General features: G+C 48.4%; 9 protein-coding genes. 5 read left to right on the forward strand and 4 right to left on the reverse strand.

Annotated features, from left to right (window positions below):
• The first annotated feature begins 30 nt into the window (after positions 1 to 30).
• Positions 31 to 3,888, forward strand: a complete 3,858-nt coding sequence (locus tag C6Y40_RS17535; RefSeq protein WP_105935702.1) for a thrombospondin type 3 repeat-containing protein — start codon at positions 31 to 33, stop codon at positions 3,886 to 3,888.
• A gap of 148 nt (positions 3,889 to 4,036) precedes the next feature.
• Complete coding sequence (locus C6Y40_RS17540; protein ID WP_105935703.1) at positions 4,037 to 5,392, forward strand: cytochrome-c peroxidase; 1,356 nt, start codon at positions 4,037 to 4,039, stop codon at positions 5,390 to 5,392.
• Positions 5,393 to 5,461: 69 nt separating this feature from the next.
• Here the strand turns inward: C6Y40_RS17540 and C6Y40_RS17545 are convergent, their stop codons facing one another.
• On the reverse strand, positions 5,462 to 6,037 hold the full coding sequence (locus tag C6Y40_RS17545) for a D-sedoheptulose 7-phosphate isomerase (RefSeq protein ID WP_105935704.1): 576 nt from the start codon (positions 6,035 to 6,037) through the stop codon (positions 5,462 to 5,464).
• A gap of 569 nt (positions 6,038 to 6,606) precedes the next feature.
• On the opposite strand from C6Y40_RS17545, the gene C6Y40_RS17550 reads away from it, so the two are divergent.
• The 3 genes from C6Y40_RS17550 (at position 6,607) to gmhB (ending at position 9,775) form a co-directional block, all read left to right on the forward strand.
• Complete coding sequence (locus C6Y40_RS17550) at positions 6,607 to 7,905, forward strand: beta-galactosidase (protein WP_105935705.1); 1,299 nt, start codon at positions 6,607 to 6,609, stop codon at positions 7,903 to 7,905.
• 188 nt (positions 7,906 to 8,093) lie between these two features.
• Positions 8,094 to 9,182 carry a hypothetical protein gene (locus C6Y40_RS17555; protein ID WP_146129601.1) on the forward strand — a complete coding sequence of 363 codons (1,089 nt, stop codon included), beginning with the start codon at positions 8,094 to 8,096 and terminating at the stop codon, positions 9,180 to 9,182.
• Positions 9,183 to 9,217: 35 nt separating this feature from the next.
• Positions 9,218 to 9,775, forward strand: a complete 558-nt coding sequence (gmhB, locus tag C6Y40_RS17560) for a D-glycero-beta-D-manno-heptose 1,7-bisphosphate 7-phosphatase (protein WP_240622002.1) — start codon at positions 9,218 to 9,220, stop codon at positions 9,773 to 9,775.
• Here gmhB and C6Y40_RS17565 read toward each other — a convergent pair.
• The 3 genes from C6Y40_RS17565 to fadB form a co-directional block, all read right to left on the reverse strand.
• Positions 9,769 to 10,071 carry an MBL fold metallo-hydrolase gene (locus C6Y40_RS17565; RefSeq protein ID WP_146129602.1) on the reverse strand — a complete coding sequence of 101 codons (303 nt, stop codon included), beginning with the start codon at positions 10,069 to 10,071 and terminating at the stop codon, positions 9,769 to 9,771. The genes gmhB and C6Y40_RS17565 overlap by 7 nt on opposite strands.
• A gap of 272 nt (positions 10,072 to 10,343) precedes the next feature.
• Positions 10,344 to 11,507 carry an acetyl-CoA C-acyltransferase FadA gene (fadA, locus tag C6Y40_RS17570; RefSeq protein ID WP_105935708.1) on the reverse strand — a complete coding sequence of 388 codons (1,164 nt, stop codon included), beginning with the start codon at positions 11,505 to 11,507 and terminating at the stop codon, positions 10,344 to 10,346.
• A 20-nt stretch (positions 11,508 to 11,527) separates the two neighbouring features.
• On the reverse strand, positions 11,528 to 13,678 hold the full coding sequence (fadB, locus tag C6Y40_RS17575; protein ID WP_105935709.1) for a fatty acid oxidation complex subunit alpha FadB: 2,151 nt from the start codon (positions 13,676 to 13,678) through the stop codon (positions 11,528 to 11,530).
• Positions 13,679 to 13,899 lie beyond the last annotated feature (221 nt).

Below are 13,899 nucleotides of genomic sequence, written 5' to 3' on the forward strand. Positions count from 1 at the left end.
GCAGTACAGCAGTGCTATATCAGGGAGTAAATGTCAGTGAAAGTGTTTAGTGTTTTGCTCATGCTTGTTATTTGCACCGGCTTTCTTGCCGGCTGTGGAGAAGGCAACTCGGTTGAGGATACTGAAGAGAATCGCTGCTCCGCGCTGGTAAATCCAAATGCAGGCGATCAGGATGGTGATGGCATTATCAATCAGTGTGACACCGATAATGATAACGATACTATCGACGACGAGGTCGATAATTGCCCGCTGCTAGCCAATACCGATCAGATGGACACGAATGGCGACGGACTCGGCGATGCGTGTGATGCAGATGGTGACGGTATTGAAAGTACCGAGGATAACTGCCCGGCCACCTTCAATCCGGAACAACTCGATGGCAATGGCGATGCTATCGGCGACGCCTGTGACGAAGACAGCGATGGCATTCGCAGTATTGATGATAACTGCCCGGCAGTAACCAACTTAGACCAGTATGACAGTAACAGTGATGGGGTTGGTGATGCCTGTGATGCAGATGGTGACGGGATTGATGCTTTCATTGACAATTGCGCTGATGTCGCCAATCCGGATCAGTTGGATACAGATAACAACCGGCGTGGTGATGCATGTCAGGATACTGATGATGACGGTATTTTAGACACGATAGATAACTGTGATTTTATTCAAAACCCAGACCAGATTGATAGCAACAATGATGGTGTTGGTGATATGTGTGACGCCGATCAGGATGGGATAGATAACTCTGTCGATAATTGTCCAGGGATCGCGAATACCGAGCAGACGGATAGCAATAATGATGGCGCAGGCGACGCCTGTGATGATGATGAAGATGGCGTGCCTGCCATCCAGGATAACTGCCCAACGGTCGCTAACAGCGACCAATTCGACTCAAATTTTGACGGCGTTGGGGATGCTTGCGATGTGGACGGGGATGGCATTGATGGCGATTTGGATAATTGCCCGGATGTTGCCAACCCCAGCCAGGCTGATGCTGATAATAATCGCCGCGGCGATGCCTGCCAGGATATCGATGATGATGGCGTGATTGATATTATTGATAACTGTCCGATCCTCAGCAACCCCAATCAAACTGATACTAACCTCGATGGGGTCGGCGATGTCTGTGATACCGACTCAGACGGCATATCAAACGAGTTGGATGTTTGCCCGGGGGTGTATGACCCGGAACAGCTGGATAGCAATGGTGATGGGTTAGGTGACCTGTGTGAAGATGATGGGGATGGTGTTAATAGTTTATTTGATAACTGCCCATCCACCTATAACCCTGAACAACTTGACGACAATGCCGATGGTGTGGGAGATGCGTGCGATATAGACAGAGACGGCGTTGAAGATGTTGCAGACAACTGTCCATCAATTGCCAACCCGTTGCAGGAAAACTCAGACGACACCTTCCAGGGGGATGCCTGTCAGGATTCCGATGAAGACGGTATCCTGGATAACTTTGATAACTGCCAGTTTTTTGCTAACCCTGACCAGCTTGATAGTAACGGTGATGGGGTGGGGGATTTCTGTGATCGCGATGGCGACTCTCTGTCAGCCGATATCGACAATTGCCCCTTTATCAGCAATCCTGATCAGGCCGACAGTAATGGTGACGGTATTGGTGATGTATGCGATGTTGATAACGACAGTATTGTGGATCGAAATGATAACTGCCCGACAGTCTCAAACCCGGAGCAAGTAGATGAGGATGAAAATGGAGTTGGCGATGCCTGTGACACCGGTTTTATTGCTCCGTCGGTGGCCTTTTTCAATCCTATTAATATATCGGAAACACCTGGACTAACCTTACGCCCGGCCATTACCTTTGACAATAATGGCTATTACCACGTGGTGTGGGACGATAACACCGGCAGTAACAGTGGTACCGAGATTTATTACTCCGCAGTAAAAATTGAAGGGTTTGAAAAACAAGCGATCCAGCAGATTTCCAACAGCCAGACCGACCTAATCGGGCTAGGCCAGCGCGCGGATATTGCCGCAGCTCCGGATGGTAGTCTCCATGTAGTATGGCAGGAAGCCAAAGAGGTATTTTCTGACATTTACTATTTAATTCTGGACTACAACGAAGAGCTCGGTGAGTTTGGCATCAGTGAATCCCGTAATAATGGTGCAACGGGTATTAATCCCGAAACTAACCTGTCTAATAGTGAGAAGCCCAGCAATGAACCTTCTATTGCCATTGATGAAGAGGGCACAATATTTGTTGTCTGGTCGTCGGCCACCGAGTTAAATATTATCCGCTCGGTAGATAATGGAGAAACCTTTACAGACCCGGTTCAACTGGCAGTCAATACCATTGTTGAACCAGCCATTAGTATTAGCCGGGTAGGTAAAATTGAGCTTACCTGGTCGACCTTCAATGATGTGTTTTATAGCTCATCCAGTGATAATGGTGAGACATTTTCCACCCCTCGCTCCGTCTATTCGTCCGACAACACGGTACAGCGACCAGACATACAAAGTGACGGCGATACGATTTACCTCATTTGGGATGAGGAAAAAACCATTAACCCGGTGAGTGGCAAACTGCTGGATGCTGAGCTGTGGATGGTAAAATCACAAGACGGTGGTGCAACATTCTCTTCACCACAAAACATGTCCAATAATGACGGTATTTCCATTTATGCATCTATGGCCTTAGGGCCCACTGGCGATTTGCTGCTCGCCTGGTCTGATACAACCACCGGGAACTATGAAACGGTGTATTCGGTATCAAAAGACAATGGCGTCACCTTTAGTGATCCCCTGGTTATTTCTGCCAGTGATTATGGCTCTTTGGTGGTCGATACCGCTGTGGACGATAATAACAATTATATTGTCGGTTGGGATGATAACCGCTACGACTCGTTTGAGATTGCCCTGGCCTATGGTACTGAGGGCTTACCGCTGGTGGTCGATACCACAGAGCTACCTGAATTTTATGATAAATACCGGGACAGCTACATTCAGGTAGGGGCTGTATTTTCAGAGTCGCTTATTTCCGATATCGATATTCTGACAGAGAACGGCGGCGGGATATTCCGCTCCAGCAGTCTCGGGGCAAGCCATAACTTTGAATGGGATGGCACCAATCAGGCCGGAGAATATGTGGAGGATGGCAGATACCAGTATCGGATTACGGCTTATACCTCGGACAGGCAACCCATTGTAAGGAGCGGTGAGATTCGGGTATATGAAGAAGGCTCAACAGAACGTTTACCTGCCATCGACTATTTTGAACCTGCCAGGGAAGCCTTCTCGCCAAATGGCGATGGTCGAACGGATGTGGGTATTGCAGACGTTGAGTTTAACCAGCGGCTCACCTGGGAACTCTCGCTCTCTGACAGTGAAAACAACCTGATCCTGACCGAAGGGGGATATTCTCGTACCGGTACGGTAATTTGGGATGGCATTGAGTATATTGATAGTGAAGGCCATCCTATTCATTACCCGGATGGACTCTACACCTTTAACTTATTTGCCGAGAGTGACGATGGCGCATCCATTTCCGATTCGGTAGATGTGTTGATTGATACCGTGCCGGTAGAAGTACAAAACCTCGAAATAACGGATGTGAATCTTACCGACGGCACCCCGGGAAGTATCGCTTTTTCTATTACCGAAAGCGCGGTAGTAACGATATATATTTATGATCAGGAAGGTTTTACCACGGTAAATGAGTTGGTCAGAACCCAGCTCGGCGGTGGTTACGACGGCGTTGAAGGGGCGCAGGATGTGTATTACGAGTGGGATGGTACAACAGCCAACGGTACACAATTGCCTGCAGGGACATACACGTTACGAATATGGTGCCGGGATTTCGGCGCTAACCCGGCCGGTGAGTACCCCTTTATTCGGGATATTCAGATTCTGGAGTAGAGCTACTTGGTAGGACAGCACTAATCTGCTGATTTCCTGTTCAGGCAGGTGGCAAGTCTCCATGTTGTATTTCAAAAATACAAAAACCAGCAATACTCTGGGTGCACAGCAGTCGGTGCATTGAGTTGGCAAACAAGGAGAAGACCTGATGGTCAGATATACCAATAAACTGAAACTGATAGCTGTGTCTCTGGGAATCTCTGCAGCGCTCACCAGCGCGCAGGCTCAGGAACTTCCTGAACCAGTAACCGATACCGATTATTATGATAATGGCGCGCCTCCCGAGGCTAAAGTTAAATTGGGAAACATGCTGTTTTTTGATAAGATCATGAGCGGTAACCGAAACATTTCCTGTGCCACATGTCACAATCCGCTGCTAGGTAGTGGCGATGGCCTGTCGCTGGGAGTTGGTGAAGGTGGCCGGGGCCTTGGTCGCTATCGAACCACCGGTGAGGGAGCAGAAGCTATTTCTACCCGCATTGGTCGGCATGCGCCACATCTGTTTAACCTTGGCGCCAAAGAGTTCATTCGCATGAACTGGAATGGTATTCATCAAATGAGTAACGGTAGGTTAGACCTACCATCAAATCGTGCTACACCGCGCAACATCGAAAACGTGCTTGCCGGCCAGTCATTATTTCCAATTGCTAACCTGGCAGAAATGATGGGAGAAATTGGTGATAATGAAGTTTCGTCTGTCGTCAGGCCTCGCACCGGTCCGGCAAACTTTCCGCTAATCTGGGACGCTTACATGCAGCGTTTAAGAGCCATCCCGTCCTATGTTCAACTGTTTATGGACGCCTACCCGGGCGAAATACTCAGTGCTCAGGACATGCAGATTCAACACTATGCTAATGCTGTTGGAGCATTTCAAGCCGTCGCCTTCAGAAGTGATAACAGCCCTTTTGATGACTATCTGCGTGGCAACACCGATGCGATGACCGCACAGCAAGTCCGCGGTATGAATTTGTTTTATGGCGAGTCTGGCTGTTCGAGTTGTCACAGTGGCAAATTCCAGACTGATCATGGGTTTCATGGAATTGCTATGCCTCAGGTGGGGCCCGGAGCAGAGTTCCGGTTTCCGTTACAGGACCGCGGACGTGCAGAACGTACTGGCAGGGAGGAAGACTGGGCTAAATTTAAAACACCGTCGTTGCGAAATGTCTGGCTAACAGCGCCATATGGACATGATGGTGCTTACGCAACTTTACGAGGTGTTATTGAACATCATCTGGATCCGTTAACAGCATTGGAAAACTATGATGGTAGTCAGATTGTGGTCGCTCAACATGCGGAGTTCGATTTAACTGATCTTGATAGCTATAACGACCTGGTTTTACGTCAGGACATTATTGATGCGAATGATTTACAGCCAGTGGCCCTAAATGCAGAGCAGGTTGATGACATTATGGCGTTCCTGAAAGCACTCACAGATTGGAACAGTTTTGAAAAGAGTGGGATGATACCAGCTGAAGTGCCCAGCGGCCTGCCTGTTTTAGATTAATGGCAGAGTAGCCTGAAAACCCAAAAAAAAAGCACCATTCGGTGCTTTTTTTGGCAATAAAGAAGTTACTTACCCCTTAAAATATCGCTTTTCTACCTGCCCGCACAATATATGGCCAAGCAAGATATGGCATTCCTGTATACGCGCTGTGTCGGGCGATGGAATGCATAGGCAATTGCAGAGAGCTTTTAATTTACCACCGGTCTGACCGGTTAACACATAGGTTTTGACGTTCATTTGTTTAGCCACTTCTACTGCAGCAATAACATTAGGACTGTTTCCGCTAGTGGAAATGCCTACAAATACGTCCTTTTCGGTGGCAATGCTTTGCAATTCACGGGAAAAAACAAACTCATAACCGTAGTCGTTGCCAATAGCGCTAATCGCTGAGTTATTGGTACCCAGTGCCAGCGACGGCAGTGGCGCCCTATCAAACAAGAAGCGAGAGGTAAACTCGGCTGATAAATGCTGTGCATCAGCGAAACTGCCGCCGTTACCACAGAAAATGATTTTGCCCCCTTGCTGAAGCGAAGAAAGGCAGGCATCGATGAGGTCGCTAAGTTGAGATAGCAGGTGTTCATCCTTTAATGTGGCTTCCTTAACGGCAATGGATGCTTTTATTTCATCCTGAATATCCGGGCTCATGTGTTACTCCTGTCGTGTAGGGATGCTGCGGTGTTTAGTGCGCAAGGTATCGTTATTAATGAGAGATATTTATCGTGCCATAGACCCCTGCGAAAAACACTTCTTTTTAGGCCACAATGCGCGCCTGTGGGCAAAAATAGTAAAAATGTTGTGGGTAGAAAAAGTGAAGTCATCATTTTTCATTAGATCCTATTGTTTTATAGTACTTTTTAGACTTCCAGCGTTTTCGTGACGGCGTTTTCAAACTTTCTTTCACGCAATTGGTTATTTTTTTATATACCTGATTGCGTGAAGTAATATGGTTGGGATATGTCCTTTTCCCTGTCGCTTAGCCAGAGCGACATGATAAAACCTAAAGCTTCTTTGAGTCATAGAGTTAGCGGATATACCTTGAGGTTAAATCGTGTAAGGTAGTGGTCGTTAAAGAATGCTCGTAACCCGTGATAATCGCTTCAGGTCGCATTTTATATACCCTCGTATGGTGTTGGTGATTTTTATTTAAACCGAAAAAGACTTTAATGCATCCCGTTCTTAGCAACCGTGTTTTAGTTTTTTTGAGGTAAATAGAAATGACTGGTTTTATTAAAAGTGTTATTGCTACAGCTGTAGTCTCTGCAACTTTCTCTGCAGGTGCTGCCAGCCTGAATAACAATGACTTCACCCGCAAAGGTATGGAAACCAATAACCTCGATGGATCGAACCAAGTTAACTTTTCTCGCTCTGGTAGCACGGCTGCGATTTCTCCCGCGCGTGGATTCTGGCGTCCGATCTTTAGACGGCCTTCACCTTCACCGACGCCAGAGCCTACGCCAGAACCAACTCCTGAGCCTACGCCAGAACCAACTCCTGAGCCTACACCAGAACCAACTCCTGAGCCTACACCAGAACCAACACCTGAGCCAGAGACTAAGAGTGCACCTCAGGGGTTGTTTCACAGCGCTGGGATTATTAGTTCAACTAATCAGCGTGCCACCATTGTTCGTGATGATATCAACGGCGAAGAGCATGTAACAGGCAGTCTGGTAAGAGTTAGCTGGAAGACTATTAATCCATCTGAGGGTGTGTTTGACTTTACGCCACTGGAAAAAGAGCTGGCGGCAGCTGCTGAGTTGGATGCCAGTATTAGTCTGGCCATACTCGACAGCAAAGAAATGCCTCAATATGTAAAGGATCAGTGTGAAACCTTTGATTACACCTTCCGTGGTGAGGCTGAGACTACTTGTTTGCCATGGGACAGTCACTATCAGCAATTTAAAGCTGAGCTGGTAAGTCGTTTGGGGGCACAGTTTGACTCGCATCCGAATCTGCGTGGGGTTTATATGAGCTACGCCGCCATGTCCAACGGTATCGAGATGCACTGGAGAGTGGATGAAAACGAGTTTACGGCGGCTGGTTATACCCCGGATCGTTTAGAGCAATCCTATAACGATGTCATGGATATGTACGCTGACGCATTTGCTACCACGCCAATTCTGATGGAAATCCACACCGTATTCGACGAGTCCCACCTGGCCGAAAACGCCTTCAACCATTGTTATGATACGCTGGGAAATCGTTGTGGTGTGGCAATCTGGTGGTGTGCTTCACGGATGGCAACTGACCCTCGCCAGGCTGAGTATCCGGTTTATCATGTGGCACAACAGGCTACTGAATTGTCATTTGCGGTATGTCAGACTATTGGTAATTTCAGTTCTCAACCAGACCGCTTCGATTCAGGTCAGGGCTGGACACCCGAAGAAGCCTTACGTAACGAAATGGATTTCTTTATCGGCGAAGGCTTTAAGAACTTCGAGATTTGGTCTGCTGACTTAAAAGATGAGAGTCTGGTGACTATTCTGGAAACTGAATATGCTCCGCTGTTGAAATAAGCATTTTAAAATAACGATACAGGCCCCATCAGGGGCCTGTTGTGTATCTGCTTGTCGCTAATGTCATTTCCCGGTTGAGAATGGCAAGGATTACCAGCATACTTTGGTTCACAAGCAAAATGCCCGCAGGCAGTAACCGGGCTGCTCTGTAAACGACTATGCTGTGCAAACTAACGAGGTAATCTCTTTTGTTTCGACTTTCCGGCTTATTGACCTGTTTGTTATTCTTTATTACGGCTTGCGGAGGCGGGAACTCCACAACGTCTTCGCCAACGCCAACCCCGCTGCCTCCGGTGAGTAACCCACCGCCAGCCGGTGATTTTAAGGCCCCACCACAGGGGATCTTCAACAGTGCAGGCAGCTTAAATACCAATAATACCGGGTCTTTTGTCTCTGAACATATTAATGACTTGTCTCATGTTTCCGGCACTCTCATAAGATTAAGATGGTCTGATATAAACCCGGCTCCCGCAGAATACGACTTTTCGGTGATAGAACGAGAACTGCAGGAAGCTGAGGAACTGGGAGACCGGGTTAGTCTGGCGATCGTGGATAGCAAAGAAATGCCGCAGTGGTTATTAGATGAGTGCACGACATTTAATTATACGTTCAGGGGAGACCCTGAAGTCACTTGTTTACCCTGGGACTCAACTTATCAGAGCTACAAGCAAGCACTCATTAGTGAACTGGGCAATCAGTTTGACAGTAATGAGTCTCTGGCTGGTATTTACGTTACCTATGCGGCGATGACTAACGGCGTGGAAATGCACTGGTATGTGGACGAGCAAAGTTTTAGCGATGCAGGCTACACTTTTTCAAAGCTAAGTGATGCGTACAACGCGGTATTGGACATGTACATGACATACTTTCCAACGACTCCGGTTATTCTGGAAGTGCATACCGTATTTGACAGTTCGGCCCTGGCGCAAACTGCTTACGACTATTGTTTTGACACAATAGGTGAGCGCTGTGGTGTAGCCATTTGGTGGTGCGCATCGCGGATGGCAACAGATCCAAGGGAAAAGGAATATCCGGTATTTCCCGTGGCACAGCAAGCTGCGAATAACTCTTTTGCGATCTGCCAGACGATTGCCAGCTTCACTGACCAACCGGAAAGGTTTGAGGAAGGAATATCGTCCGAACAAGCATTTAGAAATGAGCTGGAATTTTTTGTTGGTGCCGGGTTTAAAAACTTTGAATTCTGGACCAGCGATATTCAAAATGACACCCTTACGGATATCCTTAACGCTGAATATCTGGCAAACATCGAAAACTAGGCCGGCGAAAGTTGGCGATTAAAAGCGGAATCAACATGACGTTACCTCGCAAAGCGTTTTTTCTCGACAGGGATGGCGTAATTAATATTGATCACGGCTATGTATGTGAGCCCGAGAGTTTTGAGTTTGTATCTGGTGTTTTTGAGGCCTGTAAACGTATAGTGGATGAAGGTTACGCCATTATTGTTGTCACTAACCAGGCCGGAATCGGGCGAGGGTATTACACCGAGGAGCAGTTTGCTGTACTGACTGAATGGATGTGTGAGCAGTTTTCCCAGCATGGGGTCGCCATAACCGATGTACGGTATTGCCCCCATCACGCTACCCACGGACAGGGCGAATATCTAAAAGATTGTGATTTCCGTAAGCCCAATCCGGGTATGGTTAACGCTGCCGCCACAGAACATCGGATTGACCTGACAAGCTCAGTGATGATTGGCGATAAAATGTCAGACATACAGGCGGGGCAAAGTGCCGGAATACAACACTTGTACCTGGTGGATTCGGAGTACGAAAGCGATGGTGTGGCCTCTGGCTACCAACGCTGTACCAGCCTGTTTGATGCAGTAACGCAGTACTTTAACGGTCAGTAAGCCGTATCAAGGTCGGCCCGAAAGTTAAAATAGGAGTCATCCACCAGTGACTGGTACACGCCCTTAATATTGTCGGCCAGCATGCCGTCTCTTACTGCACTGTAAAGCGCTTCCAGGTACGCCTGATAATGTTCAATATCCGCACGGGTACCGATATCGGCATGGCCGCCTACAAATACTTCAAAGTCAGAGCGATTAAGTACCGCTTTGGTGGAGCTGATCATGCCTTGTATGTCATAACCGGGCAGATCTTTATAGGGTAAGCGACCCACCACTATCCAGTCTACAACATGCAATACTCCGGCGGGTTGAATAAGGTAGCTTACCGAGCCTTTGCCATTATTCTCACCAAGGTATGCCAGTTGCGCCTGAGTTGAGCCGTAGGTAACAATAATGCCCTGTTGCGTGGTGGCAAATACCTAACGACGAATTTTCTTCGATAAAACCTCTCTGGCAGAAACAAGTCATAATATGCTTGCTATGCCAGGCATGCCGGTAAAGCTCAGATTTTCTGGCTACAACAAAAAAGGGCACCGCTAAGGTGCCCTTTCAATAACGTTGTACAGTCTTACACGCGTTCAAATACGGTAGCGATACCCTGGCCTAAACCAATACACATGGTCGCCAGGCCGATAGACTTGTCATTGGCTTCCATCAGGTTAATCAAAGTGGTGCTAATACGTGAACCAGAGCAACCCAGAGGGTGACCAAGCGCAATGGCACCGCCGTTTAAGTTAACGCATTCGTCGTACTTATCCAGCCAGCCAAGTTGCTTAATACAGCTCAGTGCCTGAGCCGCAAAGGCTTCGTTAAACTCAGCAATCTCAATATCGTCCATGGTTAAGCCCGCACGCTTGAGGGCTTTTTGGGTAGCAGGCACCGGGCCGTAACCCATGATCGCCGCGTCACAGCCAGCCACACCCATTGAGCGAATTTTAGCGCGTGGTGTCAGGCCCAGTTCTTTGGCACGATCAGCCGACATCAGCAGCATTGCCGAAGCACCGTCTGAAATCGCCGAAGCAGAACCCGCGGTAACAGTACCGTTAACCGGATCAAATACCGGACGCAGCGCAGCCATTGTTTCTGGTGTACTTTCCGGGCGGATAACTTCGTCAAAGTCGACCATCTTTAACACGCCGTCGGCATCATGGCCTTCGGTGGCCACAATCTCGCTGGCCCAGCGGCCTTCCAGATGCGCCTGATGCGCTTTCTGGTGCGAACGGGCTGCGAAGGCATCCTGCATCTCACGGGTAATGCCGTTCTGACGGCCCAGCAGTTCTGCTGTCATGCCCATGTTACCAGACGCCTTGGCGGTATATTTTGCCAGCCCCGGATGGAAGTCGAGGTTAAAGGTCATTGGCACATGACCCATGTGCTCTACACCACCAATCATGTACACGTCGCCCTGACCGGTCATGATGCCTTTGGTAGCATCATGCAGCGCCTGCATGGATGAGCCACACAAACGGTTAACCGTTACCGCAGAAGTACTGCGTGGGATCTCGGTTAACAGCTGGGCATTACGGGCAACGTTAAAGCCCTGCTCTTTGGTTTGCTGAACACAGCCCCAGATAATGTCTTCAATTTCTGCCGGATCCACGTTGGGGTTTCTGGCAATCAGGGCACTCATTAAGTGCGCCGATAAACTCTCGGCACGAACGTTTCTGAATACGCCACCTTTGGAGCGACCCATGGGTGTGCGAATACAGTCAATAACTACTACATCTTTCATGATTATGTCTCCTAAGGTGATTAAGCGAAGTAAGATTTACCTTCAGCGGCCATTTGACGAACGCCGTCTGTAATTTGGTAAATCGGACCTAAATGGGCGTATTTGTCGGCAAGTTCGACAAAGTTCGCTAATCCCATAGTTTCGATGTAACGGAAAATACCACCACGGAACGGCGGGAAGCCAAGTCCGTAAATCAGGGCCATATCGGCTTCGGCAGCACTTGCCACGATGCCTTCCTCAAGACAACGAATCGCTTCGTTGGCCATCGGGATCATCAGACGGGCAATGATTTCTTCACTGCTAAATTCACTGGCTTCTGCCTGGTGAGGCTTAATCAGCTCATAAGCTTCAGGGGCCGCATCTTTCTTCGGCTTACCACGCTTATCTTTACTGAAGTTGTAGAAGCCTTTGGCATTCTTCTGACCTAAACGCTCTTCTTTGAACAACAGCGTTACCGGATCATTTTCGACTTTTGCCATACGCTCAGGAATACCTTCTGCCATAACCGAGGCGGCATGGTCTGCCGTGTCCATTCCTACCACGTCGAGCAGGTAAGCCGGGCCCATTGGCCAGCCAAACTGTTTTTCCATCACTTTATCAACGGCAACAAAGTCGGCACCATCGAGTACCAGTTTCGAGAAACCAGCAAAGTAAGGGAATAATACGCGGTTTACCAAAAAGCCCGGGCAGTCATTCACTACAATCGGCGTTTTGCCCATTTGCAGCGTGGTAGCCACTACCGCAGCAATCGTGTCGTCTGAGGTTTTCTCGCCGCGGATGATTTCGACCAGTGGCATGCGGTGCACCGGGTTAAAGAAGTGCATACCGCAGAAACGCTCTGGTTTTTCCAGACTTTCTGCCAGTTGGTTAATCGAAATAGTAGAGGTGTTTGAACACAGGATTGTATCGTCATCCACATTCTGTTCGGTTTCTTTCAGAACGATGCTCTTAACCTTCGGATTTTCAACCACCGCTTCAATGACCAGATCAACGTCCTTAATGGCGCTGTATTCCAGTGAAGGCGTAATGGCGTTGAGGGTTTTAGCCATTTTTTCGGGCGTAACTTTACCCAGCTGCATGCCCTTGTTAAGGATCTTAGCGGCTTCAGACAGGCCGAGGTCCAGAGCAGGCTGGTTAATGTCTTTCATTACTACTGGCAAGCCTTTCACGGCGCTCTGGTAAGCAATGCCGCCACCCATGATACCGGCACCCAGTACCGCATTCATCTTGACTGCTTTGCTGGCTGATTTGGCTAACTTCTTACCTTTGCCTTTCACCAACTGGTCGGCCATAAAAATGCCAATCTGTGCTTTCGCCGCGTCGGTTTTAGCCAGTTTGACAAAGCCCTGGTTTTCCAGCGCCAGCGCACCATCACGATCCAGTGAAGAAGCATTCTTAACCGTTTCTACCATCATGTGCGGAGCAGGGTAGTGTTTACCTGCTTTGGCAGCAACGAAAGCCTGGGCGGTAGAGAAGCTCATCATCGCTTCGTTGCTGTTTAATTTAAGTGGCGCTTTTTTGCTGGCCCGGCGAGCCTGCCAGTCAATTTTGCCAGCGGCGGCGTCCGTCACCATGCTAAGAGCGGCTTCAGCTAGCTTTTCAGGCGCGACAACGGCATCAACGGCGCCTTCATTAAGTGCCTGCTGGCCTTTTCTGTCTTTGCCCGTGGTCATCCACTCAAGGGCGTTATCCGAACCAATGAGACGTGGCAGGCGTACCGTACCACCAAAGCCTGGCATCAGACCTAATTTCACTTCTGGCAGACCGATAGAAGCCGTGGTATCCACAACGCGAAGATCACAGGCCAATGCCATCTCACAACCGCCACCCAGTGCAAAACCATTCACAGCAGCCACTGTGGGGACCGGCAGATCTTCGAAGCGGTCAAACACTTTTGACGTTTTGGCAACCCAGGCCAGAATTTCTTCTTCAGGCTGGGCAAACATGTCGGTAAATTCTGTGATATCAGCTCCAACGATAAAAGCCGGCTTGGCGCTGCGAACTACCACACCTTTTACGTCGCTGTTAGCGGCGATGGCCTGGGTAGCTTCGTCCAGGTCACTGATTGTCTGGCGGTCGAATTTATTTACTGAACCCTTGGCATCAAATACCAGTTCAGCAAAACCGTTATCCAACAGTGATACCGTTAGATTTTGGCCTTCGTAGATCATTGTTGTCTCCTTTCAGCGTTATGCGTGAAATTAATAAAATTGTAGGGAGGCGCGTTGTCTTTACAACCCTGATTCTTTCCAATGCAGAGAAAAATATCAACAAAAATTCAAACAGGTGTTTCAATTATGTTGAATCAATGGTGTCTAAGGTAACGTTTTCAAGCCCTTTAACGCATATTTAATTTATTTATAGTTGTGTATAGCCATTCGGTGTCGCTGCC

Source organism: Marisediminitalea alba, assembly GCF_002993365.1.
Classification (GTDB): Bacteria; Pseudomonadota; Gammaproteobacteria; order Enterobacterales; family Alteromonadaceae; genus Alteromonas; species Alteromonas alba.

What these genes read in the sequence shown, in the direction of transcription:
- C6Y40_RS17545 (WP_105935704.1), bottom strand. Translation starts at nt 6,037, where the DNA reads ATGAGCCCGGATATTCAGGATGAAATAAAAGCATCCATTGCCGTTAAG.
- C6Y40_RS17535 (WP_105935702.1), top strand. Translation starts at nt 31, where the DNA reads ATGTCAGTGAAAGTGTTTAGTGTTTTGCTCATGCTTGTTATTTGCACC.
- fadB (WP_105935709.1), bottom strand. Translation starts at nt 13,678, where the DNA reads ATGATCTACGAAGGCCAAAATCTAACGGTATCACTGTTGGATAACGGT.
- C6Y40_RS17540 (WP_105935703.1), top strand. Translation starts at nt 4,037, where the DNA reads ATGGTCAGATATACCAATAAACTGAAACTGATAGCTGTGTCTCTGGGA.
- C6Y40_RS17550 (WP_105935705.1), top strand. Translation starts at nt 6,607, where the DNA reads ATGACTGGTTTTATTAAAAGTGTTATTGCTACAGCTGTAGTCTCTGCA.
- gmhB (WP_240622002.1), top strand. Translation starts at nt 9,218, where the DNA reads ATGACGTTACCTCGCAAAGCGTTTTTTCTCGACAGGGATGGCGTAATT.
- fadA (WP_105935708.1), bottom strand. Translation starts at nt 11,507, where the DNA reads ATGAAAGATGTAGTAGTTATTGACTGTATTCGCACACCCATGGGTCGC.